This is a genomic window from uncultured Blautia sp. (assembly GCF_902497045.1).
Classification (GTDB): domain Bacteria; phylum Bacillota; class Clostridia; order Lachnospirales; family Lachnospiraceae; genus Blautia_A.
This window is the reverse complement of sequence record NZ_CABVDF010000003.1, coordinates 11,835-38,401: the sequence shown is the minus strand read 5'-3', so window position 1 is coordinate 38,401 and position 26,567 is coordinate 11,835. Positions and strand designations below refer to the sequence as shown.

The window sequence follows — 26,567 nt, the reverse complement described above, 5'->3', positions numbered from 1 at the left end:
GATTATGAGAACAATCGCAGTAATAAATTTAAAAGGCGGAGTTGCAAAGACGATCACATCAAACAGCGTCGCATATATTCTTGCAAGTCAGGGAAACAGAGTTCTCCTGGTGGACAACGACAAGCAGGGAGACGCGTCACGTGGATTAAACCGACGCACCCAGGACGGGGAAGGAATTGACCGAATTATGACAGCCAGACATCCGGAAGACTGGATGAATAAGCTCATTAAGCACACAGATTTTGAAGGTCTGGATGTCCTCCCGGCAAATATGCGGCTGCTTAGTGCGAATCAGGAAGTAATGTTAGATCAGACACGCCCACAGCAGTTCCGTATCAGGGACGCTCTTGAATGTGTGAAAGATCAGTACGATTTCTGCATTATTGACAACGCTCCAGATATTAATGTATCAACCATTAACGCTTTGACAGCATGTGATGATGTGCTGATTCCGGTTGAAATCGACGACAATACAACTGAGGGATTGCCGGAGCTGGTGAGACAGATTGGATATACAAAAGAAGACCTGAACAAAGATCTGGAAAATTTCTGGATCTTCATCACGAAGTACGACAGAAGAAACGAAGCTCAGGCACAGGGACTGGAAATGATCCAGGCAGCAGGCTATCCAATGCTCCAGACAAAAATAAGATATTCCAGAAAGGTATCTGAAAGCACGTATGCAAGGATACCGATTCCACTGTATTCTCCACGATCTCTGGCGGCGAAAGACTACGAAGACCTTGTAAACGAATACATAACTGCAGTGTGCATGAAATGCGCAAAGGAAGGAGGGGAGGACTGATGGCTTTTAACCTTGCCGATATGGTGAACAAACGTCCGAAACAGGTGCAACAGGAAAATACAAGCGATACTGTATACAGAGACGTATTCAAACTTGTCCCGTCGAAAGAAAATTTCTACGGGACAGACCCGGACCGGCTCCAGGGGCTGAAAAATTCAATTCAGCTGTTTGGAGTAATGCAAGATGTCCTGATCGAGGACGTAAACGGGGAAGATCACATAATTTCCGGACACTGCAGGACAATGTGCTGCAGAATGCTTGTAGAGGAAGGGCATGAGGAATTTAGAAAAATTAACTGCAAATACACGACAGTTAAGGAAGATACCAGAAAAATGTTTCTGGAGGATGGCGAAGAAGACCATGAGACAACGCAGCTTCTTGAAAAACTGGCAGTTATCCAGGCAAACCGGTTCAGAGAAAAAACGGACTGGGAGAAGATGAAAGAAGCTCTTGAGACAGAAGAAATTATAAAAGGCTTGCGAGAACTCACAGAGCTGAAAGGCAAAACAAGGGACATGGTGCGGGAGACGATCGGAGTATCCGGAACACAGATGGAAAGATACCACGCAGTCCAGAAAAGACTCAGCGCCGAATGGATGGCGGAGTTTGAGGCAGAGAAAATCAACATCACCGTGGCCCGTGAGCTTGCGGATCTGGATGAAAAATATCAGAAGCAGGCTATGGAGCACTACATGGAACATGACATCATAACGCAAGCAGAGGTAAGAGCTTTCAAGAAGCTCCAGGAAGACAACAGAGACATTCCGGGACAGTTCACGCTTGCGCAGGCAACCGGGCAGCAGAGACCGCCAGAGAATGAGACACCGGTACAACCAGAATTGCAGATAGAGCGACTGTTTGAAGCATTGAACAAAGGCGAGAGAGAAAGAGTCGTCAAATGCGACACAAGAATGGCTGCATACTTAATCAGTATCCGGTACCGGGATGTCAGGATCAGAAACGGACATTTCAATTATCAGGCAAACAAAGAGGGAATAACATTCAACCCCGACAGTACAATGCAGTACAGCCTGACATGGAATGAATTGTCTGAGGAATTGGTGAAAAGATTCGGAAAGAAGCAGAAGCCAGTCCGCATAGTATCCGTAGACGCTCCGGAGAAGCCACAGAGCACACTTACAGAAGCAGAAGCAGTAAAAGCGTTGTTTGAGGCGTATCCAAACAAATTAAAAACAATTATGAGAATATGCAGACAGTGCAAGAATAATGGCGAAGCGGCAAAAGCAGTACAAAAAGAGATAGCACCGCATGGATGGCACGAAGTTTCCGGAAGCGAAGTTGAATATACTTTCATGGGATTTGCAGCAGGTCTGGAAATTACGGTCAAAAAGGAAAAAGTAACAATGAAGTACGGCCGCCTGATCGTAGAAGCGAAAAATTTATATGATCCATATTCACCGGAATTTGATGCAAAGGAAGAACGCTGCCAAAAAGCATCAGATCAGGAAGAAAACGCTACCAAAAAGCAGCAGGACGAAAAGTCAAACACTTGGAGAATGATTCCAAGCACATGGGAGGAAGTGCTTAAAGATATTCAGATACCGACAAGCACAGAAATAACAGGCTATTTGTATGACGAGGAAAGAAAACTCAAAGAAATTCTTGAAGCAGAAGAAAAAGAGCCAGGTCTTCCATGGATGGCAATTTACAGGCAGCAGTTAATCGTCGGAGGACTTAGAATCATCAAAAAGATAATCGAAAGTCAGGAGGACTAACAATTGCAGGAAAAACCGTTTTATGTTCATATTGAGCTGCACAAGGAAATCGTAAAGAACGCATGGATTATCAGCTATGAGGAAAGAAAAATCCTTGTAATCGAATTTCAGGAAACTGTTACAGAGGATGAAAGCGTTGCATATGTATTCGCCCTGGCAAAAAGCCTGGTATCAGAAAAGAACACAAAAGAATTAAGTCCGGAAGTAATGCGGATGGTAAGAGGAACTTACGTCCGCATTCTGGACGCAGAAATGCAGGAACTTATTGACAATGGAATTGAAATGGAGGGATAGAAAATGGAGAAGACTTGCAAAACCTGTAAAGAAAATGATTGTGGTCTTTGCGATCGCACCGGCCGTCTGGTAGAAGACGACGATCAGTGTGAAAAATGGACGGACAATCAGACAGACTGGAGAACTAGAATGATGCAAACGTTCCTTGCCGGACATTGAGGAGGGCAAAATGGTCAAGAAACTGTATGAGGTAAGAAATAGATCTGGTGATCTGATTCTGGAAAATGTAACAAGCGGAGAGATCAAGGAAGAGCTACATTGTACAACTGCTCAGATAAACAACGCAAGAGCCTCCGGGGATCGTATTTTCGGAGAATACAAGGTAGAAGAGATTGACAGGAAGTTGAGTAGAAAGACGGATTTTGAACTATTGTTAGAATTCGAATTCGTCTGTGATCGGCTGCTGGGCAACGGGAAAGGAAAGAAATGAATAAGAGACAGAAAAAGAAATTATTCAAACAGGTCACCGGAAAAAATCCACCGAAGAAAATGAAATATTCCGGGAAAAGCTATCACCGGGCAATAAACAAGCCGTGGGGAGGAAAGAAAACGACAGTAAACTACTCCTGGGACTGCGAGAAGCTGAAAGAAATTGCAACACAATTCACAAAAGCATGGGCCGGTAACAGGGTAACGATAAGAAAGGCAGCGGATGCACTGATAAAACTGTTTGCAGGCATAGGAATCAACATTTCCGAAGTTCCGGAAAGTTCATACGCAGTAAATACGAGAAATGTGGTAAATACAACAAAAACATTGACAGCACACCGCAGAAAAAGAGGTGAATGGAATTGAACTATGCAACAGCAGAAGCAGAGGACAACAGAGAGAAGATTTTGAAATTTATCGCTAAATACATAAAGCAGCACTGCTATTCACCGGCCATTTATGAGATCGCGACAGATACAGGACTGTCAAAGGCAACAATCAGAAGACATATAACAATGATGCTGGAGGATCACATTCTTGAGACGGAACATCCGGGAGACTCAAGAGCATATCGTATCAAAGGCACAAAAATAGTAATGGTAAAGGAGAAAAAAGACAAATGGAAATGATAATTCAAAATGAAACCGGTAATTTTACACTGCATGTACGGATCTCAGACTCGAAAGAATATGATTTCCTCAAGGATGTGACAGAACTGGCACGAAAGTATGATTTCGAAAATGATGATTTTGAGATTGAAGATCCGGAAAAGAAAACAGATCAGGTACCGGAGACAACGATTAGCGAAGCTGCAGAAGAATACAAAGGATTTTTACATATTCGTTGCGAAGAATGTGGAGAGACAATCTCGTACAACGCAAAAGAGCCAGAGACACAGCACAAATGTAAGAAATGCGGACACGTAACACAGCTTAGAGCTTTAAAACCAATGTATGCAGAGTGTAAAGCCTGCGGAAGTTCATGGAAGTACATGACAAACAGAAACACTGCAGAACTGACGCAGGAATGCTTACAGTGTGGAAATTTGATTGACATGGAAATGAACTCACGCCGCACAGCGTATGTAACAAAAACGAAACGGGGGGGGAGGCAAGACCTCCAAGAAATAGATTCAAGAGGAGAATGTGATGAATAAAGTAATTTTAATGGGACGTTTAACCAGAGATCCGGAAGTGCGCTACGCTTCCGGAGATAACTTGGCAATTGCCAGATATACACTTGCAGTAGACCGGAGATTCCATCGTGACGGCGAGGCAACCGCAGACTTTATCAATTGCGTGACTTTTGGCCACGCTGCGGAGTTTGCAGAGAAATATCTGCGACAGGGAACTAAAATTGTTGTTTCTGGACGCATCCAGACCGGCAGTTACACGAACCGAGATGGACATAAGGTCTACACAACAGAAATTGTGGTTGATGAACAGGAATTTGCAGAGGGAAAGAACGCCGGATCCGGCAGCAGTCACCCACAGCCAGCTCATGAAACAGATCCAGACGGTTTTATGAATATTCCGGAGGGAATAGAGGAAGAAATGCCGTTTTGATGAAAAGGAGAAAAACATGACGAGATTAACTAAAAGAAATGGTAGAAATATCACATATAACGAAAAACGAGAAATTATATGTTCACATTACTGCAATGACTGTTCACGTGGAACTGGTGATTGTGAAATTTTGAAAACCATGATTGAAAAACTTGCTGATTACGAAGACGCGGAGGAAATGAAAGAAAATGGATGCTAAAGAGGTAAAAGTGATTGCAAACCAGAAGAGACAGACAAACTGGTTGACAGATTATCATGCAAATTATAAGAAAAAGCTGGAGGAACACAGAAATGCAGTCATTTCCGAAGCAGAAAAAGAAAAAACGGACTAAGAAGAAAGAACCAGAGAGACCGAGCATCCTGCACAGCAGAGAAAGCGGCACTTGCTATCTCTGTATGAAGCTACACAATGATTACAGACGACATCCAGTTCTCCAGGAGCATCACATTTTCGGAGGGTGTCCGAATCGGACACATTCAGGACACTATGGACTGAAAGTATATCTCTGCAATGTGCATCACCTGGCAGGGACAGGGCCGGAGGCAGTACATTCAAATCAAAAGGTCATGGATATGCTGCATGAAGAGGGGCAGAGAGCTTTTGAGGACTGGTTCGGCAGCAGGGAAGAGTTTATGAAGATATTCGGAAAAAATTTTATCATGGAGGATCACAAACATGATGGACATTAACGACGTTAAGAAATTAATTGACAATGTGGCACAGAAGCCATTCCTATGCAGTAATACAGAGATTACGACAGACAACGGCTATGTGATTACCACAAAAGAGCATTATGAAAAATTGCGAAAACACCGTTTGTGTCGAGCAAGAGGAAGAGAAGCTATATTTCACCGATGGACAGAACTTGCAACAGTTGTTGAACCGTCGTCGCTGGTGGGTGGACATCCAGGAGGACAAACAAATATTACACTTGCAATTGTGGAATATAAAAACGGAAAAGTAGAACAGGTATATCCGGGAGAAATAAAATTCATGGACACACAGGAATACTGGCCAGATCAAGAAAAATAATTAGTTTTAAGGAGGGCAGATATGCCAAACGTGAGACCGCTGAACAGAAAGAAATATAATATATCAAAGAGAGCTTTTCAGACCGCATACAACTATTGCTTGCAGTATACAGAGTGGAAAGAGGAGCTGGCCGTAAAGAGAGACACAAGAGCCGGACAGAATCTGACTGGACAGCCGGGATCACATAACTGTTCTGACTCAACTGCTGACGCAGCCATGGAAGCGGCCGAGATCACACGCAAGATAAAGAAGATTGAAGACGCAGCCATGGAAGCAGTGGGAAAAGAAAAAGAGCTGTATCCATATCTGCTGTATTATGTGACAACAGAATACTGCACATTTCAGACCATGAAAGCCAGAGGCATTCCATGCGAGAGATCATACTTCTATGAAATGCGCAGAAGGTTTTACAGCATTATAGCAAGGAGGATTAAATGATAGAATGCGATAAATGCAAAGCCCAGATGGAGCAGACCGTAAAGGAAGAACATATACCAGAGACAGAGTTGGACATCCAATACATTCAGTGCGAACAGTGCGGAAAGAAGTATATTGTACTGTTGAAGGATAACAAGACGAAAGGAATGCTGATACGGATCAGGAACATGCAGGCAAGGCACAGACGTATGTTCGGGAAAAAGAACATTGCGGAAGTAGAAGCATACAGAAAGAGTATGGAGAACTTCCAGAAAGCAATACAGAAGTACCAAGCACAGCTGAGAAACAATAACAAAGACAAGATAAAGGAGTATCTGTAATGCGGTACTCGAAGGACAAAATAAATGATATATTGATAACGTGGTATTCAGGAAAGCCACAGAATAATCGTTCCCCGCGAGAGAGGGCTTGCTATATGCAGGTCCTCTTTTGAGTTAGGAGGAATATGACGCAACAGGAAACAGAGTTCGTGCGCTGGTGCGTAGCGAACGACATACACAGGTTCTATGTGTGGACCAGGTGGAAGCAGGTCAGGCAGCAGGTGTTGAAGATGGATCACAATGAATGCCAGAGGTGCAGAGAACATCACAGATACACAGCAGCCACGACAGTACACCATGTAAACTACGTGAAGAGACATCCTGAGATGGCTCTGGACATATGGTATGAGTGGCATGGAGTGAAGAAAAGAAACCTTATAAGCCTTTGCCATGAGTGCCATGAAGCAGTGCATGGTTACAGAAAACCACAGAAGCAGGAACCGCTGACAGAGGAACGCTGGGACTGATACCCCCGGTCGAAAAAATTGCGATTTTTGGCGGTCGGCCGGAGACCGGTGGGTGGCCTCGACAAATCTGCGAAAGGTCGCACATGATGAAAAAATAAAAAAATAGGGGTGAAAAAATGGCCGAAAAAAAAGCGGATATATTAGAAAGCTTAAAAGAGCAGCTGAGAAAAAAACAGGCAGATATTTCCGTCTTCAAAGACCTTTTGGACGACTATATGACCCTCTATGATGTCAAAAAGAAGCTAAAAACAGATATAAAAAAGCGCGGAGTGACCTTTGAGACCACATCCGCAAGCGGGAAAGCAACGATTGTAAAACAGAACCAGTCGGTCAAAGATCTGGTTGCTGTCAACAAACAGATGCTGATGATTCTGGACAAGCTGGAGTTGACAACGAAAGAAACAATAAAGGGGGATGATGATGACGAATTGTGATCCACGCATAGAGGAGTTCATGGAGGCCGTAGAGTCTGAGAAAATCAGAGCTTCCAGGGAAGTCAAAGCACTGGTATCACACGTCAGAAGTTGTTTCAAAAACGAAGACATATACACAGACAGCGAACAGCTGACGAAATATATCGGGATTGCAAAATATTTCCCGTTTGAAAAGCTATTTCCCTGGCAGATCTTTGTCGTGGGACTGCACGATTGCACATACTGGAGGGTATCAAAGACTCCGCGCTGGCCGGATCTTTTCTGTATGCTCGGAAGGGGCGCGGGGAAGGACGGAACAATAGCGTGGGAATCTGCCTGCCTGGTAAGTCCGTATAACGGAATCAGGGCGTATGACGTAGATATTTGTGCAAATAACGAAGATCAGGCACTAAGACCCGTCAAAGACGTGGTGGAAGCTCTTGAAACGCCTGAACATACGAAAAAATTAAAAAAATTCTATTACTGGACATCTGAGAAGGTAGTAGGAACAGAAACGAAATCAACGATTCTGGGACGTACAAACAACCCATCCGGAAAAGACGGAATGCGCTCCGGTATGGTGGTGTTCAATGAGATACATCAATATCAGGACTACAAGAACATTGAAGTGTTCACAACCGGACTTGGAAAGAAACCACATCCGCGCCGGTCCTACTACACCACCCAGGGAGATATAAGAGAAGGACCACTTGACGATATGCTTGGGACAGCGACGGATATTCTTTTTGATGATCTTCCGGACAATGGTATGCTGCCATTTATCTGCAGACTGGACAACAAAGAAGAAGTATACGACGAAAAGAACTGGGAAAAAGCAAATCCGTCCTTGCCATATCTCCCAACGTTAATGGGAGAAATGCGAAAAGAGTACAATGACTGGTTAGCGCATCCTGAACGTCTCACTGCATTTATGACAAAGAGAATGAATATCCCAAGCGGATCCGCAGACATAAAAGTGTGTTCGTATGAGAAAATAAAGCTCACGAACAGAGAAATACCGGATCTGTCAGGGTGGACATGCACCTGCGGGATTGACTTCTCGAAGATTACGGACCTTGTTTCCGTAAATCTGCATTTCAGAGATGAAAATATCCGGTATGACATCAATCATTCATGGTTGTGCAGCCAGTCAAAAGATATTCCAAGGATAAAAGCTCCTCTGGAAGAATGGAGACGGAGAGGACTGCTGACAATGGTGGATGATGTGGAGATACATCCGGAGATCATCACTGATTATATTCAAGCAGCAATGATGAAATATTGCATAAAAGGAATTGCGATTGACGATTTCCGCTATGCTCTGCTGGCGGCAGCACTCCGGGAAATTGGATTCGACGCAAAAGTATATAAAAATTTAAAGCTTGTACGTCCCTCAGACATAATGAGAGTTGCGACAGTGATAGACAGCTGTTTCGCAAATGACAATTTTATCTGGGGAGACAATCCAGTGCTCCGCTGGGGGACGAACAATACAAAAATGATCCCATACGGGAGAAAACCGGGAAAGAAAGATGATGCAGACATAGGAAACTATGTTTACGGGAAAATTGAAGCGAAAAGCAGAAAAACTGACTCGTTTATGGCACTTGTCGCGTCAATGACAATAGAGGACATGATCCCATACGCACAAACGGCAGCAGTGCCTGATATTGGAGTAATGACTTACTGAAAGGGGGTGAGAAAGGTTGGGATTTTCATTCAGGAATCTGATACGGGGGAAGCCAGAACCAGAGCAGTCAGTTGAAAATGTGTCTCGAATTGAGATTGCAGACAATCCGATTGAGAGCATAATGACAGAAATTTATCTGAGGGAATTGGCTTTTCAGAGAGCAATTCAGATTCTTGCAAAAATGTTAGGAAAATGCGAGATTCGTACATTCCTGAATGGTGACGAAATATTCCGGGATGAATATTATACCTGGAACTACGAACCAAACAGAAACCAGAATAAACAGCAGTTTTTTGATAAGTTAATCGAAAAGATGTTCAGAAACGGAGAGGCGTTGGTTGTTGCTGGAATAGATGGACAGCTCTATGTAGCAGATTCATTTTGCACAACCAGAAGCGCACTGTACGGGAACACATACAGCCAGGTACAGATTGATGATTACACTTTTCAGAGGTCGTTTAGATCCACAGATGTTCTGTATCTAAAACCGAACTGGAAAAATGTAAATACGATACTACAGGGGCTATATGGTTCCTATGCGAAGCTGATCCAGTACGGAGCAAAGACCTTTATGCAGTCACATGGCTCAAAAGGAACTCTGGACATATCAGCCGTAGCCCAGAACAGCAAAAACTTTGATGATACTCTCAAAAAGTTGCTGAATGATTATTTTAAGACATTCTTTGAAAGCGAAAATGCAGTTCTGCCCTTATTCGAAGGATATACTTTCACAGAAACGAACAGGTCAAAGAACTACAATGAAACAACAACAAGAGACATAAAAGCACTATATGATGATGTATTCGACTTTACAGCGAGGGCAATAGGAATCCCTCCGTCAATCCTGAAAGGGGACGTGCAGGACAACAGCAAGGCAATAGACGAACTGCTGACTGTTGCACTGGATCCATTAGCCGGATCCTTAGAGAGCGAAATCAACCGTAAAAAATACGGGAAAGCCGTATTGAAGGGCAGCCGCTGCATGGTAGACACGTCACACGTTAAGCATGTTGACATATTCAGCAATGCGACGCAGATTGACAAGCTGGTACAGTCTGGAACGCATACGATTAACATGATTTTGCGTGCAATGGGACAGCCGCAGATCAATGAAGAATGGGCGAACCAGCATTTTATCACAAAGAATTACAGCACAGTACAGGATTTATTGAACAGCCTGGAAGGAGGTGGAGAAAATGGCGGGAATGGAAAAAACACAGAATAAAACAAATTACTGTTTTAAGCAGGCAGCAGATCCGGCGGTACATTTGCTATACATCTATGATGATGTATCGGCGTATGGAGAATTTGACTGGAAAACATGGTCATATACAGAAAGCGAGACATCTGCGAAGTATTTCCGCGATCAGTTGGCAGCAATCCCGGAAGACCATACGATTGAATTACATATCAATTCAAATGGCGGATCTGTAAAAGAGGGAGTAACTATCTACAACCTTTTGAAGCAGTCCGGAAGCTATGTAAAAGGAATCGTTGATGGAGTGGCGTATTCCGTAGCTTTTGTGATTTTACAGGCATGTGACGAAAGAATCATGGGCGTAGGAACAACAGCACTGATCCACGAACCATGGGTAACTGCATCCGGAAATGCAAGAGAGCTGAGAAAGACAGCGGATGATCTTGACGTACTTACGGCAAGCAATCGGAAAATCTTCCTTGAGCGTTCAAATCTGGAAGAACAGCAGCTTGCAGACATGATGGAAGCAGAAACCTTCCTGACTCCGGATGATTGTCTGGAATATGGCCTGATCGACAAGGTAGAGGATTACGGACACGCGCCAGAGGGAGACATGACAAAAGAAGGAATGCAGAAACGTCTCCAGGAAGTTATGCAGCATATGAAAGATACGAAGTCTTTCAGAGAACAGCTGGAGCTTATGCAGAAAGGACAGAAACCCGAACCGGGAAAGAAACCGGAAGAACCAGAGAAACACACACTGCAGGGATTTCTGCAGGGATTCAAAAAAGGAGAGTAAAATGAAAAATAAAGATTTTGCCGCATTAAAGAGAACGGAAATCCTCAACAGAATGAATGCTGCTGTTGCGGAGAATGATTCAGAAGCGTTTTCAAAAGCATATTTGGAATTATGTCAGGATATCGAGGAGAACGTGCTTGAACAGGCGAAAGAGCTTGTAAATCAGAGTGATATGAATGTACTTGCACAGAGGGGTGTACGTCAGCTCACAAGCGCAGAGAGAGAATATTACGAGAAAGTAATTGACGCAATGAAATCTTCGGATCCAAAACAGGCTCTCAACAATATTGAGACTGTTTTCCCGGAGACAATCATTGATTCTGTATTTGAAGAACTGACAACAAATCATCCGCTGCTGTCAAAATTAAATGCGACAACTGTAACTGGTCTCACAAGAATGATGTTGAACACAAACGGAGAGCAGAAAGCAGCATGGGGCAAACTCAGCAGCAAGATCATTGAAGAACTGACATCCGGATTCAAGGAAGTAGATGTAACTCAGGATAAACTGAGCGCATTCCTGCCAGTATCAAAAGCTATGCTTGATTTAGGCCCTGCATGGTTAGATAACTACGTGCGTCAGGTGCTCACAGAAGCTCTTGCAAATGGACTTGAGTACGGAATTGTAAATGGTACCGGAAAAGACATGCCAATCGGAATGGCGCGCCAGGTAGGAGACGGAGTGAACGTTGTGTCCGGAGAATATCCGGAAAAAGAGACTATCAAAATGACAGCTCTTGATATGATCCAGCTTGGAAATGTTACATCTATCATGGCAAGAAACAGCAAAGGCCAGGCAAGAACAGTAGATAACCTGATTATGATCGTAAATCCGGTAGATTACTGGAAACGAATCCTTCCGGCAACACGCGCAATGTCTCCGGACGGAGTATATGTTTCAACACTTCCGATTCCTCTGGAAATCATCCAGTCGGCAGCAGTTACAGAAGGAACTGCAGTATACGGAATGGCCGGAAAGTATTTCCTTGGCGTAGGAATGTCCAAAAACGGAAAGATTGAGTATTCAGATGAATACAGATTTCTGGAAGACGAAAGAGTATATCTTATCAAATTATACGCTCATGGATTCGCACTGGATAACAATGCTTTTGTCGTTCTGGACATTACAGATCTGCATCCGGTTCGCTTCGAGGTTGTAAGTAAACAGGAGGAGCACGCAGATAATGCACTGCTGTCTGACCTGAGAATCGGAGGATTAACCCTCTCACCGAAATTTGACAGCGACACAAACACATACACAGCAAAAACAACAACTGCAACAAATACAATCACAGCGTTCCCGAAATCAGGAACAGCAGCAATTGAAATTACTGCGGGATCCAGCAAAGTAACAAACGGCGGAAAGATCACATGGACCGCCGGAGCAAATACCGTAACTGTTAAAGTCACAGACGGAGAGCAGACAAAGACTTATACCGTAACTGTAACCAAGGAGTGATAAAATGAGTGCTATGTCAGAAAATGATTTATCAAAACTTCTGGAGGATGTCAGAAACTATCTGGACATCACCTGGGACGATCCAAAAGGAGATGGAAAGCTCCAAGGAATGATAAAAAGAGGCATGGCATCATTAGCCGGAAAAATAGGGGAGTGCGATTTCCTGGGGGATACTCAGGAAAGGACGCTCCTTTTTCAGCTTGTAATGTATGAGTATTCTGGAGAACTGCAGCAGTTTTGGAAAAACTACAAAAGTGAGGTTATTGGACTGCAGATAGCAAAGAAGGTGGAAGAATATGCCAAGAGCCAGGCGTAAACAGTTTGAAACGTTTACAGACGGGATACTCAGTATCTGCAAAACAGAAGACAGGGTGATCGTAGACACGAAGCTCAAGAACATTCGCTTCGGAAACCGAACAATCGGAGAGAGACGATATTTTGACGCACAGACAGCAGGAAATAAAATAACAAAATTGTTAAGCATTCCGGCAGCAGTGCTGAACAGGGAAGATATTGAAGCTCTTGACATTGTTATCATTGATTCGCAAAGCGGCTGGCTCTGGGATCCATTCGATTTTGAAAGAGATGAAATTATCAATGAACATAATCCGGCAATGTACAAAATAGTGCAGATTCAGGAGAAATTTGACGCTGCACCACCTGCAATATATCTATCGTTGGAAAAAATCGTACAGTTGTATAAAGACAGGAGGGGCGACAATGGCGGATAGTATCAGAATTGATGATCTGGCAGCAGAAATAAATCGCCTTGTTGAAGACTATGGAAAACAATGCACTGAGACAACGAAGGAATGCGTAAATAATGTTGCAAAAAAGACAGTATCAAAGCTAAAACAGACATCCCCGGTAAATACCGGAAAGTATAAAAAAGGATGGAAGAAAACTGTTGTGAAAGAAAATTCTACAAGTTTAGTTATTGCGATCCACGATGCAAAATACTCCCTGGTGCATTTGCTTGAAAAAGGACATCAGAAAAGAGGAGGCGGAAGGGTAGCCGCAATCAAACATGTGGAACCAGCAGAACAGGCAGCAATAGCAGAGCTGGAAAAGGAGATCATATCAAAGCTATGATGTCAGCTGAAAATATCAAAGAAATGTTGAATGAAATCGGCTTGCCGTATGAATACGATCATTTTTCGACTCATAACTGGATAGAGCCGCCTTTTATTGTATGGAGGATTCCGGAAAGTGATAATTTTCACGCGGACGGGGTCACCTATGCAAAAATCGACGTTCTGAATATCGAATTGTATTCAGACGAAAAGGACTGGAACAATGAAAAGAAGATAGAGGACATCCTGGACAAGTATGGAATCACATACGACAAAACAGGAGAATATCTTGACTCAGAAAAAATGTACGAAGTTTTATACGAAATGGAGGTATAAAGATGGGCAAAAAAGATAACAAAGTTAAGTACAATCTTAAAAACGCACATTACGCATTACAGAACGAAGGAGAAGATGGAACAATTACTTTTGAAGCCCCGAAAGCGATTCCGGGATCTGTATCCATATCACTTGACGCAAATGGAGATATTTCACCGTTCTATGCAGACGGAATCCAGTATTATGTGTCAGCTGCAAACAACGGATATGAAGGAGATACAGAATTTGCATTAATTCCGGATTCTTTCAGACAGGATGTCCTGAAAGAAAAGAAGGACGAAAAAGGTGTGCTGCATGAAATCAGTGATTCTACGGATACACAGAAATTCGCATTTCTGTTTGAATTTGATGGAGATCAGAAAGGAATCAGACGAGTTCTCTATAACTGCACAGCTACCAGACCGTCAATCGAATCCGAGACGAAAGAAGATAGTATTGAACCTGGCACAGAAACAATTACGATCAGCAATGCTCCACTTCCGAACGGCCGGGTAAAAGCTCAGACAACGGTAGACACAGACGACACTGTGTATAGCGGATGGTATAAGACAGTGTACTATCCAGAAACAATAATAGAAGCAACGCAGGCTGTTAATGTAGATAAAAAAGCCGCAGGAGAATAAGGATGCTGACGAAAACAATTAAAATTGATGATAAAGAGGTGCTTTTTGCCGCTTCTGCTGCAATTCCGAGAATTTATCGGATTCAGTTCCGGAGAGATATTTTTCAGGACATGGCAAAAATTGAAAAGTCCGTAAAAAAATCACAGGATAAGCAGACTGAAACGAAGGTGTCCGAGTCGGACATCCCTATCGAGGATTTAGAGATGTTCGAAAACGTCGCATTCGTAATGGCAAAACACGCAGCACAGAAAAAGGGACAGGATTTCCCGGAAGATGTATACGACTGGTTAGATCAGTTTGATACATTTTCGATTTACACAATTTTCCCGGAGATTGTAAAACTCTGGAACCTGAACCAGCAGACGCAGGCAGAAGCAAAAAAAAACTTCGACCAAGTAGCCGGGAAATGACGACACCTCTATTCCTTCTCAGGTGCGCACAAGTTGGAATAAGTATCAAGGATTTAGACCTTCTGACAGTAGGTCTTGTCCTGGATATTTTTACGGAAAAAAATAACGACGACTATAAATGGCCGAAAATGGCAACTCAGGAGGATATGGATAAATTCTAAACGGAGGTGATAATTTTTGTCCAAAGGCCGCGACATAAGGGGACTTACGATTGAAATTGGCGGCGATACCACAGGACTACAAAATTCACTTAAAAATGTAAATTCACAGATAAAGACCACACAGGCACAGCTGAAAGATATAAACAATCTGCTGAAACTGGATCCTACAAATGTGGAATTATTACAGCAGAAACAGAAAGCGCTTGCTGACGAAATCGAAAGCACGAAAGAAAAGCTGGAAACCTTAAAGACTGCAGAACAGCAGGCACAGCAGCAGTTTGCAGAGGGAAAAATCTCCCAGGAACAGTATGACGCTCTGAAAAGAGAGATTATTGCAACAGAGGAAAGTCTGAAATCCCTGGAGACTGAGGCAAAAAATGCGCCTACTCAGATGCAGCAGTCTATTGATGGTCTGAATACAAAAATAAATACTACACAGACAGAACTCAAAGAAATTGATAAGTTGCTGAAACTGGATCCTACGAATACGGAACTATTACAGCAGAAACAGAGAGCACTGTCTGATGAAATCGGAAACACAAAAGAAAAGCTGGAACTTCTGAAAAACGAAGAAGGGGAAGTACAGCAGAAATTCCAGGAGGGAAAAGTATCCCAGGAACAGTATGACGCTCTGAAAAGGACAATTATAGAAACAGAACAGAGCCTGCAATCACTTGAGAATGAAGTTGGATCAGGATCTGCAAAACTGGCCGAGATTTCTGAAACATCCGGGAAAATAGGGGAGTCGCTGACATCTGCCGGAGAAAAAATGCTTCCGGTTACGGCAGCAGTGACAGGACTTGGAACAGCAGCAGTAAAGACTGCGGCAGATTTTGACAGCTCTATGTCCAATGTGGCCGCAATATCCGGATCATCTGCGGAAGACATGGATAAGTTGCGAGAGCGCGCAAGAGAGATGGGAGCGCAGACAAAATTCTCTGCAAAAGAAGCCGGAGACGCTATGGGATACATGGCAATGGCCGGATGGGACGCGCAGCAAATGTATGATGGTCTTCCGGGAATAATGAACCTTGCAGCTGCATCTGGCGAAGATCTTGCAACAACTTCTGATATTGTTACGGACGCGCTTACGGCGTTCGGCATGAAAGCAGAAGACAGTTCGCACTTTGCAGACGTGCTTGCACAGGCATCATCAAGTGCAAATACAAACGTCAGCTTGATGGGAGAAACATTTAAGTACATCGCTCCGGTAGCAGGCGCGCTGGGATACAGTGCAGAAGATGCGGCGGTAGCAATTGGACTCATGGCGAACAGCGGAATCAAAGCGTCGTCAGCCGGAACGCAGTTGAGAGCGTCTCTGACAAACATGATAAAACCGTCAAAAGATGTCGGAGACGCAATGGAAAAGTGGGGCTTTTACGCAACAGAAGCCGCAACCGCCGTAGATCAGGCAAAAGTTGATAAGCAAATGCTCAGGGTGCAGAAAGCATCACTTGCAGCGGATAAAGCACAGCAGGCATACAATGATGCGGTGTCAAAATACGGAGCTGAGTCAACAGAAGCTTCAAATGCTGCAGCAACGTTGGAAATAAAGCAGACGGAGCTTGCAAGTGCAAACGAAACCCTGACACAGTTGCAGGAAGGAACCACGCAAAACGTAAGACTGTACAACAAGGCTTTACAGAACGAAGATGGCAGCATGAAATCTCTCAAAGAAACCATGGATTTCTTGAGAGAAGCAATGGGAAATATGTCAGAAGCAGAACAGACCCAGGCCGCAACAGCTATTTTCGGGAAAGAAGCCATGTCCGGAATGTTGGCCATCATCAACGCATCAGATGCAGATTACGAAAAGCTAATCAAGAACATTGATAATTGCGACGGAGCCGCGGAGAATATGGCTGAAACCATGCAGGATAATCTTTCTGGACAGCTTACAACTTTGCAGAGTGCCTTGCAGGAGTTGGCAATAGCCTTCGGAGAAATCCTGATGCCATATATCAGAAAAGCGGCAGAGGTTATTCAAGGGTTTGTTGAAAAGCTCAATGGAATGAGCGAAGGACAGAAGAAAGTAGTTGCCACAATTGCACTGATAGTCGCCGCGATTGGTCCGTTGCTGATAATGGTTGGAAAAGTTGCAACCGGAATATCTGCAATTACAGGACTGTTTTCTAAGATGAAAACTTTAACAACAATAACGAGTATTATTGGAAAGCTAAAAGGTGCTTTTACCGCACTGTTTGGAGTAATAGCCGCAAACCCGGTTATTGCTGTCATAGCCGCGATTGTGGCAGCTCTGGTATTGCTGTACACAAAATGCGAATGGTTCCGGGATGTAGTAAATGCAGTTGTACAAAAAATTGTGTCATTTTTTACAGAGACAATACCGCAGGCATGGAGCACACTGATGGACTTCCTTTCAGGAGTTCCGGAATGGTGGTCTGGAATCTGGCAGCAGGTATCAGACTTTTTCATGCAGATATGGAATGGAATTGTAAACTTTTTTACCGTAACAATACCGCAGGCATGGAACAGCGTTGTTACATTTTTTGCAGGTGTTCCGGCGTGGTGGTCCGGTATCTGGCAGCAGGTATCAGATTTCTTTGCAAATATCTGGACGACAATGATGCAGAATCCGGTTATATCCGGAATTGTGACAACGATCACAACACTATGGCAGAATGCAGTTAATACACTGCAGAACATCTGGCAGGGACTTGTGACGATTGCACAGGGCGCATGGGAGTTGTTGAAAAATACAATTCTTGCACCGGTGATCTTACTGATCGACCTGGTAACAGGTAACTTTGATAAACTCAAAACAGACGCATCAAATATCTGGACAAATATCAAAGACGCAGCGCAAACAATATGGACCGGAATTAAGCAGGTTGTCTCCGCTCTGGCAAAAGGACTTGTTACCGCAGTCACAACACTATTTACAGGGTTCCGGGACACAGTGTCAAAAATATGGGATTCTGCTTCTCAGGCAGCATCAAAAGCATGGACAGCAATAAAAGGATTCGTTGTCAACAATGCGAAAAAGCTGAAAGAAAGTGCAACAGAAGCAATCCAGAATTTGAAGGACAGAGCCTCAGAATACTGGGATAACATCAGAGAGAGAACGTCCGAAACGTGGCAGAACGTAAAGGAAACAGTTATACAATACGCCGGAAATATGAAAGACAGAGCTGTTGATACATTTAACAGCGTTGTATCTGGAATATCTGGAGCACTGTCAGGTGTATATTCCGCTGTTGTAAATGGATTTTCCAGCGCGATCAGTTATATTACGGGATTACCAGGGCAGGCGGTTCGCTGGGGACAGGATTTCGTGAATGGTATTGCAAACGGAATCAGGAGCTGCATAGGTAACGTAACGAATGCAGTATCGAACGTAGCAAACACAATAAGATCATGGTTGCATTTCTCAAGACCGGATGAGGGTCCGTTACATTACTATGAGGAATGGATGCCGGACTTTATGAAAGGCCTTGCGACAGGAATTGAAAAGAGCCAGGGACTTGTTGCTGACGCAATGAAAGATGTTCAGATGGATATGCAGTTAGATACAAGTTCAATGAAACCAGCTAATAATCTGAACAAAACAGATATTACCGGAATAACCGGAATGCTGGCACAGCTGATCCAAGTAATGAGCGCAGGACAGGAAATCTATTTCGACAACAAAGAATGGGCTGGAAAACTTGCACCCGCAATAAATACAGAGCTTGGAAGAATAGCAAAGGAGGCGGCGTATAGATGAATAATGTATTAACAATAAAAGCAACAATTACAGTTGAAAATACAGGGAAAGTCATTGATACGCTGGACGACTGGGGGTGTGCGATTGGAAATAACAATTACATCAAAGAGCCGGACGTAGAAACATATTACATTGATATTCCAGGTACAGACGGATTTCTGGATGGATCGGAAGCGATAACAGGAAGAACAATCTATAAATCAAGAGAAATTGATATTTTGCTTGGGGGAAAGAAACCAAGGGAAGATTGGGACAGATTTATCTCAAACATTCGAGGACAGCTGCATGGAAAGAATGTGAGAGTAACGTTTTCGAATGATCCGGCGTATTTCTGGACCGGCAGAGCATATATTACAGACTTTGACCGTTCCAGAGAGGTGGGACAATTTCATTTAAGTATTCCAAAAGCAGATCCGTACAAATATTCCCTTGCGGATTCAACAGAGGACTGGCTCTGGGACCCGTTTGATTTTGAAACAGGTGTAATAGACCAGGGAGCCGGAATTACAATTTCCGGCTCTGGATCATACACAGTATGCGCCGGAGATATTGCAATAGTGCCGGTACTGAATGTGAAAAGCATAGGTTCAACCGGATTAAAGGTTACAGGATGCGGAGAAACATACACACTGACGCTTGGAAGAAACAGATTTCCGGATATTGTTGTATTTGGAACAGATGAAACCCTGGAATTTTCGGGATCCGGAACACTGGATATTGTTTACAGGAGGGGATCATTGTGATTTATAAAATTAAATTAGATGGAAAAGTCCTGTATTATCCAGGGGACCGGCAGGCAGCAGTTATCAATCCAGAACTGGATTTACAGACTGGATATGCGGGGGAACTTACTTTAAAGGTTCCACCGTTAAATCCACTATACGGAGAAATCCACAACAGAAAAAGTATGGTTTCTGTATACAGAGGAAATACAGAAATTTTTTACGGAGAAGTCCGCACACGCGAGAAAGACCGATTTAAGAACCAACCGGTGAAAGCAACCGGAGCATTGTCTTTCCTTGCTGACAGCATACTGCCACAGCAGGAATGGCACGATATATCCCCACGAGATCTGTTAGACGCATGGTTACAACTTCACAATAATCAGGTGGAAGACAGAAAAAAGATATATACAGGAGTCGTAACGATCCACGACAGTAATGATTCTTTGTACAGAATTACAGACAGAGAGAACACACTGGAAGCAATCCGGGATAAATTAGTTGACCGCCTGGGAGGATACCTGCGGCTCAGGCACGAGAACGATAAACTGTATCTTGACTGGCTGACTATTCAGGAATACGGAAAATATTGTGAACAGCCTATACAATTCGGGGAAAACCTGATGGATTATTCAGAGACAATGACAGCAGATGATGTTATCACAGCCCTGATTCCGCTGGGGGCAGCAATCGAACAGGAAACAGACGAAAACGCATCCGAATTTGAACGACTTGAAAAAAATGTTGATATTACATCAGTAAATGATGGAAAAGACTACATATACAGTAAAGAAGCAGTTGAAAATTTTGGCTGGGTATGGAGAACAGAAAAATGGGACGACGTATCAGTTCCGGCAAACCTGTTAAAGAAAGCAACTGAATTTCTGACAAGTAACCAGTATGAAAGTCTTGTTATTTCGCTGACTGCCGTAGACCTGTCTTTATTCGGACAGGATTACGATTCGTTTGACATAGGGGACAGAGTGCTTTGCAATGCAATTCCATACGGAATGAAGAAAGTTCTTCCGGTTATGGAAATGAAAATACCATTGCAACAGCCAGATCAGGCGCAGCTGACACTTGGAGAAAACCTGCAGCAGTCTTTTACAGATCAGACATCCGGAACATTCACACAGATCAGACAAGAGGCAACAGACGCAGGCAGAGTTCAGACAGAATGGATGAAGTCTGCAATTGATAACCTTACGAAGCAAATGACGGGAGCGAAAGGTGGATATAAGCTCACCGAATTTGATGAAAACGGTCTCTGGCTCAGAGATCTGTACATGGACGCACCGGATAAAAACCAGGCGACAAATATACTGCAGATAAACAAAAATGGAATCGGAGGTTCGCACAATGGTTATGCCGGTCCGTATACCGTCGGCATGACTTTAGACGGAACCATTCTGGGGGAGAGAATCCTTGCCGGTTCGATTAAAACAGAAGCTCTGTCAACAGAATGCAAAAATTACATTGAAACAAAAATATCGGACGGAGATTCAGAAAACAAAAAAGCAATATTAAAAGAGGTCACAACGTCCATAGAAGCCATGGATGGGAAAATAACTCTTTCTGTATCAAGCCTGGAGCAGCAGTTGGAAAGGAAATCCGGAAACTGGTATGGAAATTATGAACCTACTTCCGGAAACAATCCGGCCTCAGCCTGGACAACTGATGAATTGAGACAGGAGCATGAAAGAGATCTCTTTTTCAATACCACAACTGGCTATGCTTATCAGTATCAGAAAAATGATAGTAATGAGTATGGATGGGTAAGGGTAAAAGATAAGGACATTGAAGCAGCTCAGAGTACAGCAGAATCTGCGCTTTCCAAAATCGAGGTCCAGGAGGGACTCATAACTGCAGAAGTATCCAGGGCAAAGGGAGAGGAAGAAAAACTCAGATCAGCAATAACACTGACCGAGACAAATATCCTCTCAACAGTGTCAAAGACATATACGACACAGGAGATGGCAAATAAACTCTATGCAAACGCAGTACAGGAAGGCCAGGACGCAGCAGATCAGGCGGAAAAGAATGCGAAAGCAGATACAGACACAAAGTTACTGAATTATTCAACGACACTGGAAATGAACAGTGCGATTAAACAAGCTGCAGATAGCATTTCCTTAGAGGTGTCAAAAACCTATACGACAACAGTACAGGTAGAAGAAAAATACAAAGACGCAGTAAAAGCTGGACAGACAGCAGCAGCCAACGCAGAAACAAATGCCACGAAAGCCGGACAGACTGCAGCAGATCAGGCAGAAAAGAATGCAAAAGCTGATACAGATACAAAGCTGAAAAGTTATTCTACAACAGAACAAATGAATACAGCTATAAAGCTGGCAGTAGACAACATCACTCTTGAAGTAAAAACCGTACGCCAGGCAGTATCTGAGAAAAACGGAAATTTCTACGGAAGTAAAATCCCGACAACATCAAATGAACCAGCCTCAGCCTGGACAACTGATGATTTAAAGTCTTTGCACGTCGGGGATATTTACTATGATATTACAACTGGATATGCGTATAGGTACACGTACAAAACTCCGGGATTAAAGATCACATTTTCATCCGATTCCAGAACAGAAAGCGTAAATTACGATTATGTAAAGATTTATTACAACGATAATGGAACCATGAAACTTGCAGGAAAATTCGGAGGGACTGATATAGCAGGAGCTTCCGTCTTTGTTCCGACATCGGAATTTTATGTATATTGGCGCACGGATAGCTCAAACTGTAACTTCTATGGATTCAGTATAGCATCAGTGACGAGTACATCAGGAGAAGGAACCGGAACTGCGGAATCATTGCCAAACTATACAGTAACAGAATTGTCAAAAGGAACATATCCGGAGAGTCCGAACCATGGAAACTACGGAAACAACATCAATTTGCTTTGGAAGTGCTCAGGGACGACATCCGGAAGTAAAACAGCATCATGGGAAAGAATCCAGGATCAGGACATTAGCGTTGCAAAAGCGCAGGCGGACGCTGCAAAAAGCACTGCGGATGCAGCGAAAGATACAGCAGATACTGCGAAAGATACAGCGGACACTGCAATATCCAGAATTACCGTAGCAGAAGGCTCTATCACATCAGAGGTATCGAGGGCAAAGAATGCAGAAAGTGGTCTTAGTTCTCGGATCACGCAGACCGAGACTTCAATCAGCAGCAAAGTTTCAAAGGGAGATATTGCATCATCAATTAACCAGACAGCGCAGAGCGTTAAGATTAACGCATCAAAAATTAACTTCAACGGTTTGGTTACTGCGAATACTTATTTTAAAATTAACACAGACGGTTCATTTGCAGCGAAGAAAGGAACTATCGGAGATTTTACGGTTACAGGCGGAAAAATAACCACCGGATATGCAACGTTAAGTATGCGATCACATGCTTTCGTTTTTAATGGAGGGTTAGAGATACGTGCGGGTACTTCAACGTTTTCGGATGGTTCTGACGCATTTAAAGTATTTAATCTTTCCCATGTGACATCTGGAGGCCATATGGTATTTGCAAGCGACGGAGCAACAGTGGCTTATTTGTCATCTTCGTCAAAACGGTACAAAGATCATATTGCAGATATGACGCTGAATGAAGCAAAAAAAATACTGGATGTGCCGGTAATATGGTTTAAGTACAAAGAAAACTATTTAAGCCCGACAGACTGGCTAAACGGAAAGAAATTGCCAGGTTTCTACGCGGAAGATGTATACAGTATCTTTCCGGAAGCCGCACAGCTGAATGAGGAAGGAAAGCCGGAAGACTGGAACTTCCGAATACTTATTCCGTTAATGCTTAAACTGATTCAAAATCTCTATGAGGAAAAGGAGAAAACAGCATAATGAATGAAGTAAAAGAAAAGGACAATAAAGAAACTATTAAGGAAGAAACAAAGGTGTCCGAGTCGGACACAGAAGAAAGCACCGCACAGGAACAGAAAGAGGATAATAATACAGTAGAGAAAGCAGTAGAAGCTCCTCCGTTAGGGGCAATCCTGGACAAAAGAACAGAAGAAATTCGAAACGTGGTATTTGGAGCAATGGCACAGTATGGAATCCCTGCGTCGTTAATGGATTACATGCTTACCTCTGTTCTGTCAGAAGTAAGAGATTTAAAGTCAAAAGAATATTCAGACTGCCTTGTAAATAAGGGGGAATAAAAGTGGCAAACGTAAAAAAATACACAGATCAGATTGCAAAAGCGCAAAAAGGGCGAGATGTCAGAGATGCGATTGTTAATGCGATAAATGCAGTCTCGGATGAAAACAACGAATACAATCAGGTTAAAACTGACATTCTCGAAGCGCAGACAGATATAACCGAAAAAGTAGCGAAAAACGAACATACAGAACAGACATTTGCAGCAGATGTAAAGAAAGCAGAAGCCTTGAAACAGGGTCTTGATTCGAATATCGAGCAGGGAACTGCTTTAAAAGGTCAGCTAGATACTGCAGTTTCAACAGCAAATACAGCAAAAAAGAATTTGGACAGTACAAATACAACGGCTGCACAAAGAAAAACTGATCTGGATGGATCCATAAGCACCGCACAGACGTTAAAAGGAAATCTGGAATCAGATATTTCTCAAGGAACGACATTAAAACAGGGACTTGACTCTGATATTACACAGGGAACTGCTTTAAAAAGCCAGCTGGATACCACAGTCTCAACAGCAAATACAGCAAAAAAGAATCTGGATGATTCAAACACAGCGGCCGGAAAAACCAAAACCGCTCTGGATTCATCAAATGCAACTGCGACACAGACAAAATCAGGATTGGATTCATCAAATAAAACTGCCTCTAATCTGAACACATCCCTGGGAGAAAAAATCACAGAAGGAACAAAACTGCAGACAGATCTCCAGACGACCGGAGAAACTGTGGTGAGCAATTTACAGACAGAAGCAAATAAACAGATTCAGAATATTACTGCAGCAGGTGGAGGAATTGAAAACGCACTTTCAAATTTCTTTGCCCTCCGCAGAACTGGAAAAGTCTACACAACCAGAATCTACAAGTATGACACATCCACCAGCCCGACAGGAGTGAAAATGAATGACAATGAAGGACTGGTGAGAAAACCGTCTACAAATACAGTGATTGGACAGGATGATTACAGGGAAATTGGCGTATTCATGCACTTTCCATGTAATTTTACCGTAGATGATAAAGGTTTTAACCATGTGACTGCACTGCAGGGACAGCCGGATTTTAAAAAGACCGGAAAAGTAGATGTGGGAGAGGTCACAATGTCCGCGTGGGTTGGCATCACAGACAATCCTGAGTATGTAGATTATCATTACTCAGACAGTCCAAACGAAGCTCTTGGACTTAGACCAATGGGAGAGTCAATTAATCCGGACGGAACAATATCACCTTTTATGATTCATGGAAAATATGGGGCAGGAGACATTGATGGAGTGCCGTACAGCTCCGCAGGGCTGATTCTGGCAAACGGAAGCCAGAAAGGAGGAAAACCAGTATCACACACAGGACTGATCGCATACATGAGAAAGAAAGGCTCAATGTACGTGGGGACAACAAACTGGGATCTCTTTTACAAACAGCTTATGATGATTATTTTGTACGCAACTACGAGCAGCCGGAGCGTTATGACCGGATGTAATTCTTATACATCACAGGAAATGACAACGGTTGCAGAAACCGGAGTAACAAGAGTAATTCTACCAAAAGCAAAAGCAAACAATTATATTGTTGGGTCTTATGTATCTGTCGGGGATATTGGCTCAAATACAAATAAAGATAGATATTACGCATACATGCACAACCTCGCATATGACGTGAAGATCTTGAAGATTGAACCGGTAGACGATACAAATTCTGCAATATATTTGGACACAGAACCATTCAACACGACATTAACAACCTGCATCTCAACAATGCCGTGGCGGACCGGCTCAACTGACAGTGTGCTTGGATCAGATGGATCACCGTTCTCAAATACAGATAACAAGAATCCATTCAAGATCCAGGGAATCGAAACCGGATACGGTGCTTATGAAGTCCTCAGTAATGTATTTATGGATATTGTTACAGATGAAGACGGAACACCAAAGAGAGACGTATACATCTGTATGGATGCGTCACTGCTTACAACGGATATGAATGCAGCAAAGACACGATACAAGAAAGTAGCGGCTCAGGTAACATACACAGCAGCATCATGGAAATACATCTCAAAATGCTTTGTTGATCCAGCCCTGGGAATCATGGTACCGACGGAAACAAAAGCCGGAAGTACAACAGGATTCTGCAATGGACTGTATACAGATTCAGGCACGAGCGGCCAAAGAGAATGGCTGTCCCTGGGCCATCTGAGCCGTGGCGCGATTTACGGCCTCTGGATTCTGCATGCGAGCATTGGCGTTGGCGATGCGCACTGGCATATCGTTTCCGGCGTTTCACCGAACGGCACACGGGGTGAATGGCAGGCGGCAGCCTGACAGAGGGGCTGTCCCCTCTATGTAACTGATAACTAATCAACTTCGAAAAAGCAGAATAGCAATAAATTACGGACTTGTAACACGAGGTAGCGGTTCCTGTTCCCTGGCTGTCCCTGGGCAATCTGAACAATGGCACGATTTACGGCCTCTGGATTCTGAATGCGAACAATGGCGTTGGCAATGCGAACTGGAATATCGTTTCCGGATTTTCTTGAAAATGATTTGATATTTGTGTTACATTTCGCTCCGCAGGACGGAGCCTGCAACAGCAGCGTGGGGCATCACCGAAATTTGATTGAAGCCGAACCTTGTGATCGGGAGCATAGGAGCCTGGGACAAGGACCATGAATGCAGTTGATTCATGCGTGGGGTGAGTAGAAAAACCGAAA

The 26,567-nt window shown here is 43.3% G+C and carries 32 protein-coding genes; all 32 read left to right on the top strand.

From position 1 onward, the window contains the following. The first annotated feature begins 4 nt into the window (after positions 1 to 4). The 32 genes from RDS42_RS00845 (at position 5) to RDS42_RS00690 (ending at position 26,178) form a co-directional block, all read left to right on the top strand. Positions 5 to 805 carry a ParA family protein gene (locus RDS42_RS00845; RefSeq protein WP_308781937.1) on the top strand — a complete coding sequence of 267 codons (801 nt, stop codon included), beginning with the start codon at positions 5 to 7 and terminating at the stop codon, positions 803 to 805. Then, positions 805 to 2,541, top strand: coding sequence for a ParB N-terminal domain-containing protein (locus RDS42_RS00840; protein ID WP_308781936.1), 1,737 nt, complete (start codon positions 805 to 807; stop codon positions 2,539 to 2,541). Before RDS42_RS00845 ends, RDS42_RS00840 begins: the two co-directional genes overlap by 1 nt. A 3-nt stretch (positions 2,542 to 2,544) precedes the next feature. Next, positions 2,545 to 2,835, top strand: a complete 291-nt coding sequence (locus tag RDS42_RS00835; protein WP_308781935.1) for a hypothetical protein — start codon at positions 2,545 to 2,547, stop codon at positions 2,833 to 2,835. Between the two features lie 3 nt (positions 2,836 to 2,838). Next, positions 2,839 to 2,994 carry a hypothetical protein gene (locus RDS42_RS00830; RefSeq protein ID WP_308781934.1) on the top strand — a complete coding sequence of 52 codons (156 nt, stop codon included), beginning with the start codon at positions 2,839 to 2,841 and terminating at the stop codon, positions 2,992 to 2,994. 10 nt (positions 2,995 to 3,004) lie between these two features. Continuing rightward, positions 3,005 to 3,265, top strand: coding sequence for a hypothetical protein (locus RDS42_RS00825; RefSeq protein WP_308781933.1), 261 nt, complete (start codon positions 3,005 to 3,007; stop codon positions 3,263 to 3,265). Beyond that, complete coding sequence (locus RDS42_RS00820; protein ID WP_308781932.1) at positions 3,262 to 3,630, top strand: hypothetical protein; 369 nt, start codon at positions 3,262 to 3,264, stop codon at positions 3,628 to 3,630. The genes RDS42_RS00825 and RDS42_RS00820 overlap by 4 nt, the downstream gene beginning before the upstream one ends. After that, entirely contained in the window at positions 3,627 to 3,893 is a 267-nt protein-coding gene (locus RDS42_RS00815) for a winged helix-turn-helix domain-containing protein (RefSeq protein WP_308781931.1), read from the top strand. Before RDS42_RS00820 ends, RDS42_RS00815 begins: the two co-directional genes overlap by 4 nt. After that, complete coding sequence (locus RDS42_RS00810) at positions 3,884 to 4,420, top strand: hypothetical protein (RefSeq protein ID WP_308781930.1); 537 nt, start codon at positions 3,884 to 3,886, stop codon at positions 4,418 to 4,420. Before RDS42_RS00815 ends, RDS42_RS00810 begins: the two co-directional genes overlap by 10 nt. Continuing rightward, positions 4,413 to 4,829, top strand: a complete 417-nt coding sequence (locus tag RDS42_RS00805; RefSeq protein ID WP_308781929.1) for a single-stranded DNA-binding protein — start codon at positions 4,413 to 4,415, stop codon at positions 4,827 to 4,829. The genes RDS42_RS00810 and RDS42_RS00805 overlap by 8 nt, the downstream gene beginning before the upstream one ends. A 16-nt stretch (positions 4,830 to 4,845) precedes the next feature. After that, on the top strand, positions 4,846 to 5,028 hold the full coding sequence (locus RDS42_RS00800) for a hypothetical protein (RefSeq protein WP_308781928.1): 183 nt from the start codon (positions 4,846 to 4,848) through the stop codon (positions 5,026 to 5,028). Next, on the top strand, positions 5,018 to 5,161 hold the full coding sequence (locus RDS42_RS00795) for a hypothetical protein (protein WP_308781927.1): 144 nt from the start codon (positions 5,018 to 5,020) through the stop codon (positions 5,159 to 5,161). Before RDS42_RS00800 ends, RDS42_RS00795 begins: the two co-directional genes overlap by 11 nt. After that, the gene (locus tag RDS42_RS00790; protein ID WP_308781926.1) at positions 5,121 to 5,519 is read left to right on the top strand and encodes a hypothetical protein; all 399 of its coding nucleotides are present in this window, start codon (positions 5,121 to 5,123) and stop codon (positions 5,517 to 5,519) included. The genes RDS42_RS00795 and RDS42_RS00790 overlap by 41 nt, the downstream gene beginning before the upstream one ends. Beyond that, entirely contained in the window at positions 5,506 to 5,862 is a 357-nt protein-coding gene (locus RDS42_RS00785; RefSeq protein ID WP_308781925.1) for a hypothetical protein, read from the top strand. The genes RDS42_RS00790 and RDS42_RS00785 overlap by 14 nt, the downstream gene beginning before the upstream one ends. Before the next feature lie 21 nt (positions 5,863 to 5,883). Beyond that, a complete protein-coding gene (locus tag RDS42_RS00780; RefSeq protein ID WP_308781924.1) occupies positions 5,884 to 6,300 on the top strand; it encodes a hypothetical protein in 417 nt (138 codons plus the stop codon). After that, positions 6,297 to 6,620 carry a hypothetical protein gene (locus tag RDS42_RS00775; RefSeq protein ID WP_308781923.1) on the top strand — a complete coding sequence of 108 codons (324 nt, stop codon included), beginning with the start codon at positions 6,297 to 6,299 and terminating at the stop codon, positions 6,618 to 6,620. The genes RDS42_RS00780 and RDS42_RS00775 overlap by 4 nt, the downstream gene beginning before the upstream one ends. A 230-nt stretch (positions 6,621 to 6,850) precedes the next feature. Further along, a complete protein-coding gene (locus RDS42_RS00770; protein ID WP_243118143.1) occupies positions 6,851 to 7,087 on the top strand; it encodes an HNH endonuclease in 237 nt (78 codons plus the stop codon). Positions 7,088 to 7,203: 116 nt separating this feature from the next. After that, a complete protein-coding gene (locus RDS42_RS00765) occupies positions 7,204 to 7,521 on the top strand; it encodes a P27 family phage terminase small subunit (RefSeq protein WP_118630695.1) in 318 nt (105 codons plus the stop codon). Continuing rightward, a complete protein-coding gene (locus RDS42_RS00760; protein WP_308781922.1) occupies positions 7,502 to 9,190 on the top strand; it encodes a terminase TerL endonuclease subunit in 1,689 nt (562 codons plus the stop codon). Before RDS42_RS00765 ends, RDS42_RS00760 begins: the two co-directional genes overlap by 20 nt. Positions 9,191 to 9,206: 16 nt before the next feature. Further along, a complete protein-coding gene (locus tag RDS42_RS00755) occupies positions 9,207 to 10,415 on the top strand; it encodes a phage portal protein (protein WP_308781921.1) in 1,209 nt (402 codons plus the stop codon). After that, the gene (locus RDS42_RS00750; RefSeq protein WP_308781920.1) at positions 10,387 to 11,187 is read left to right on the top strand and encodes a head maturation protease, ClpP-related; all 801 of its coding nucleotides are present in this window, start codon (positions 10,387 to 10,389) and stop codon (positions 11,185 to 11,187) included. Before RDS42_RS00755 ends, RDS42_RS00750 begins: the two co-directional genes overlap by 29 nt. A gap of 1 nt (position 11,188) precedes the next feature. After that, positions 11,189 to 12,646: a phage major capsid protein gene (locus RDS42_RS00745; protein WP_308781919.1), complete on the top strand. Its 1,458-nt coding sequence runs from the start codon at positions 11,189 to 11,191 to the stop codon at positions 12,644 to 12,646. A gap of 4 nt (positions 12,647 to 12,650) precedes the next feature. Continuing rightward, positions 12,651 to 12,962, top strand: coding sequence for a hypothetical protein (locus RDS42_RS00740; protein WP_308781918.1), 312 nt, complete (start codon positions 12,651 to 12,653; stop codon positions 12,960 to 12,962). Next, positions 12,943 to 13,377 carry a hypothetical protein gene (locus RDS42_RS00735; protein WP_308781917.1) on the top strand — a complete coding sequence of 145 codons (435 nt, stop codon included), beginning with the start codon at positions 12,943 to 12,945 and terminating at the stop codon, positions 13,375 to 13,377. Before RDS42_RS00740 ends, RDS42_RS00735 begins: the two co-directional genes overlap by 20 nt. Continuing rightward, positions 13,367 to 13,738, top strand: coding sequence for an HK97 gp10 family phage protein (locus RDS42_RS00730; protein ID WP_308781916.1), 372 nt, complete (start codon positions 13,367 to 13,369; stop codon positions 13,736 to 13,738). Before RDS42_RS00735 ends, RDS42_RS00730 begins: the two co-directional genes overlap by 11 nt. After that, complete coding sequence (locus tag RDS42_RS00725) at positions 13,735 to 14,055, top strand: hypothetical protein (RefSeq protein WP_308781915.1); 321 nt, start codon at positions 13,735 to 13,737, stop codon at positions 14,053 to 14,055. Before RDS42_RS00730 ends, RDS42_RS00725 begins: the two co-directional genes overlap by 4 nt. A 2-nt stretch (positions 14,056 to 14,057) precedes the next feature. Next, positions 14,058 to 14,678, top strand: coding sequence for a major tail protein (locus RDS42_RS00720; protein ID WP_308781914.1), 621 nt, complete (start codon positions 14,058 to 14,060; stop codon positions 14,676 to 14,678). A 2-nt stretch (positions 14,679 to 14,680) separates the two neighbouring features. Further along, a complete protein-coding gene (locus RDS42_RS00715; RefSeq protein WP_308781913.1) occupies positions 14,681 to 15,088 on the top strand; it encodes a hypothetical protein in 408 nt (135 codons plus the stop codon). A 177-nt stretch (positions 15,089 to 15,265) separates the two neighbouring features. Next, positions 15,266 to 18,976 (top strand): phage tail tape measure protein, encoded by a 3,711-nt coding sequence (locus RDS42_RS00710; protein ID WP_308781912.1) that lies wholly within the window; start codon positions 15,266 to 15,268, stop codon positions 18,974 to 18,976. Then, complete coding sequence (locus tag RDS42_RS00705) at positions 18,973 to 19,719, top strand: hypothetical protein (RefSeq protein WP_308781911.1); 747 nt, start codon at positions 18,973 to 18,975, stop codon at positions 19,717 to 19,719. Before RDS42_RS00710 ends, RDS42_RS00705 begins: the two co-directional genes overlap by 4 nt. Further along, positions 19,716 to 23,555 (top strand): phage tail protein, encoded by a 3,840-nt coding sequence (locus RDS42_RS00700; RefSeq protein WP_308781910.1) that lies wholly within the window; start codon positions 19,716 to 19,718, stop codon positions 23,553 to 23,555. The genes RDS42_RS00705 and RDS42_RS00700 overlap by 4 nt, the downstream gene beginning before the upstream one ends. Continuing rightward, positions 23,555 to 23,872 carry a hypothetical protein gene (locus RDS42_RS00695; RefSeq protein ID WP_118630706.1) on the top strand — a complete coding sequence of 106 codons (318 nt, stop codon included), beginning with the start codon at positions 23,555 to 23,557 and terminating at the stop codon, positions 23,870 to 23,872. Before RDS42_RS00700 ends, RDS42_RS00695 begins: the two co-directional genes overlap by 1 nt. Before the next feature lie 2 nt (positions 23,873 to 23,874). Then, positions 23,875 to 26,178, top strand: coding sequence for a hypothetical protein (locus RDS42_RS00690; protein WP_308781909.1), 2,304 nt, complete (start codon positions 23,875 to 23,877; stop codon positions 26,176 to 26,178). The last annotated feature ends 389 nt before the right edge of the window (positions 26,179 to 26,567 follow it).

Bases quoted from the DNA above. Each gene is read 5' to 3' on its own strand.
- RDS42_RS00845 (WP_308781937.1), top strand. From the start codon at position 5: ATGAGAACAATCGCAGTAATAAATTTAAAAGGCGGAGTTGCAAAGACG.
- RDS42_RS00840 (WP_308781936.1), top strand. From the start codon at position 805: ATGGCTTTTAACCTTGCCGATATGGTGAACAAACGTCCGAAACAGGTG.
- RDS42_RS00830 (WP_308781934.1), top strand. From the start codon at position 2,839: ATGGAGAAGACTTGCAAAACCTGTAAAGAAAATGATTGTGGTCTTTGC.
- RDS42_RS00825 (WP_308781933.1), top strand. From the start codon at position 3,005: ATGGTCAAGAAACTGTATGAGGTAAGAAATAGATCTGGTGATCTGATT.
- RDS42_RS00820 (WP_308781932.1), top strand. From the start codon at position 3,262: ATGAATAAGAGACAGAAAAAGAAATTATTCAAACAGGTCACCGGAAAA.
- RDS42_RS00810 (WP_308781930.1), top strand. From the start codon at position 3,884: ATGGAAATGATAATTCAAAATGAAACCGGTAATTTTACACTGCATGTA.
- RDS42_RS00805 (WP_308781929.1), top strand. From the start codon at position 4,413: ATGAATAAAGTAATTTTAATGGGACGTTTAACCAGAGATCCGGAAGTG.
- RDS42_RS00800 (WP_308781928.1), top strand. From the start codon at position 4,846: ATGACGAGATTAACTAAAAGAAATGGTAGAAATATCACATATAACGAA.
- RDS42_RS00795 (WP_308781927.1), top strand. From the start codon at position 5,018: ATGGATGCTAAAGAGGTAAAAGTGATTGCAAACCAGAAGAGACAGACA.
- RDS42_RS00790 (WP_308781926.1), top strand. From the start codon at position 5,121: ATGCAGTCATTTCCGAAGCAGAAAAAGAAAAAACGGACTAAGAAGAAA.
- RDS42_RS00785 (WP_308781925.1), top strand. From the start codon at position 5,506: ATGATGGACATTAACGACGTTAAGAAATTAATTGACAATGTGGCACAG.
- RDS42_RS00780 (WP_308781924.1), top strand. From the start codon at position 5,884: ATGCCAAACGTGAGACCGCTGAACAGAAAGAAATATAATATATCAAAG.
- RDS42_RS00775 (WP_308781923.1), top strand. From the start codon at position 6,297: ATGATAGAATGCGATAAATGCAAAGCCCAGATGGAGCAGACCGTAAAG.
- RDS42_RS00770 (WP_243118143.1), top strand. From the start codon at position 6,851: ATGGATCACAATGAATGCCAGAGGTGCAGAGAACATCACAGATACACA.
- RDS42_RS00765 (WP_118630695.1), top strand. From the start codon at position 7,204: ATGGCCGAAAAAAAAGCGGATATATTAGAAAGCTTAAAAGAGCAGCTG.
- RDS42_RS00760 (WP_308781922.1), top strand. From the start codon at position 7,502: ATGATGATGACGAATTGTGATCCACGCATAGAGGAGTTCATGGAGGCC.
- RDS42_RS00750 (WP_308781920.1), top strand. From the start codon at position 10,387: ATGGCGGGAATGGAAAAAACACAGAATAAAACAAATTACTGTTTTAAG.
- RDS42_RS00745 (WP_308781919.1), top strand. From the start codon at position 11,189: ATGAAAAATAAAGATTTTGCCGCATTAAAGAGAACGGAAATCCTCAAC.
- RDS42_RS00740 (WP_308781918.1), top strand. From the start codon at position 12,651: ATGAGTGCTATGTCAGAAAATGATTTATCAAAACTTCTGGAGGATGTC.
- RDS42_RS00735 (WP_308781917.1), top strand. From the start codon at position 12,943: ATGCCAAGAGCCAGGCGTAAACAGTTTGAAACGTTTACAGACGGGATA.
- RDS42_RS00730 (WP_308781916.1), top strand. From the start codon at position 13,367: ATGGCGGATAGTATCAGAATTGATGATCTGGCAGCAGAAATAAATCGC.
- RDS42_RS00725 (WP_308781915.1), top strand. From the start codon at position 13,735: ATGATGTCAGCTGAAAATATCAAAGAAATGTTGAATGAAATCGGCTTG.
- RDS42_RS00720 (WP_308781914.1), top strand. From the start codon at position 14,058: ATGGGCAAAAAAGATAACAAAGTTAAGTACAATCTTAAAAACGCACAT.
- RDS42_RS00715 (WP_308781913.1), top strand. From the start codon at position 14,681: ATGCTGACGAAAACAATTAAAATTGATGATAAAGAGGTGCTTTTTGCC.
- RDS42_RS00705 (WP_308781911.1), top strand. From the start codon at position 18,973: ATGAATAATGTATTAACAATAAAAGCAACAATTACAGTTGAAAATACA.
- RDS42_RS00695 (WP_118630706.1), top strand. From the start codon at position 23,555: ATGAATGAAGTAAAAGAAAAGGACAATAAAGAAACTATTAAGGAAGAA.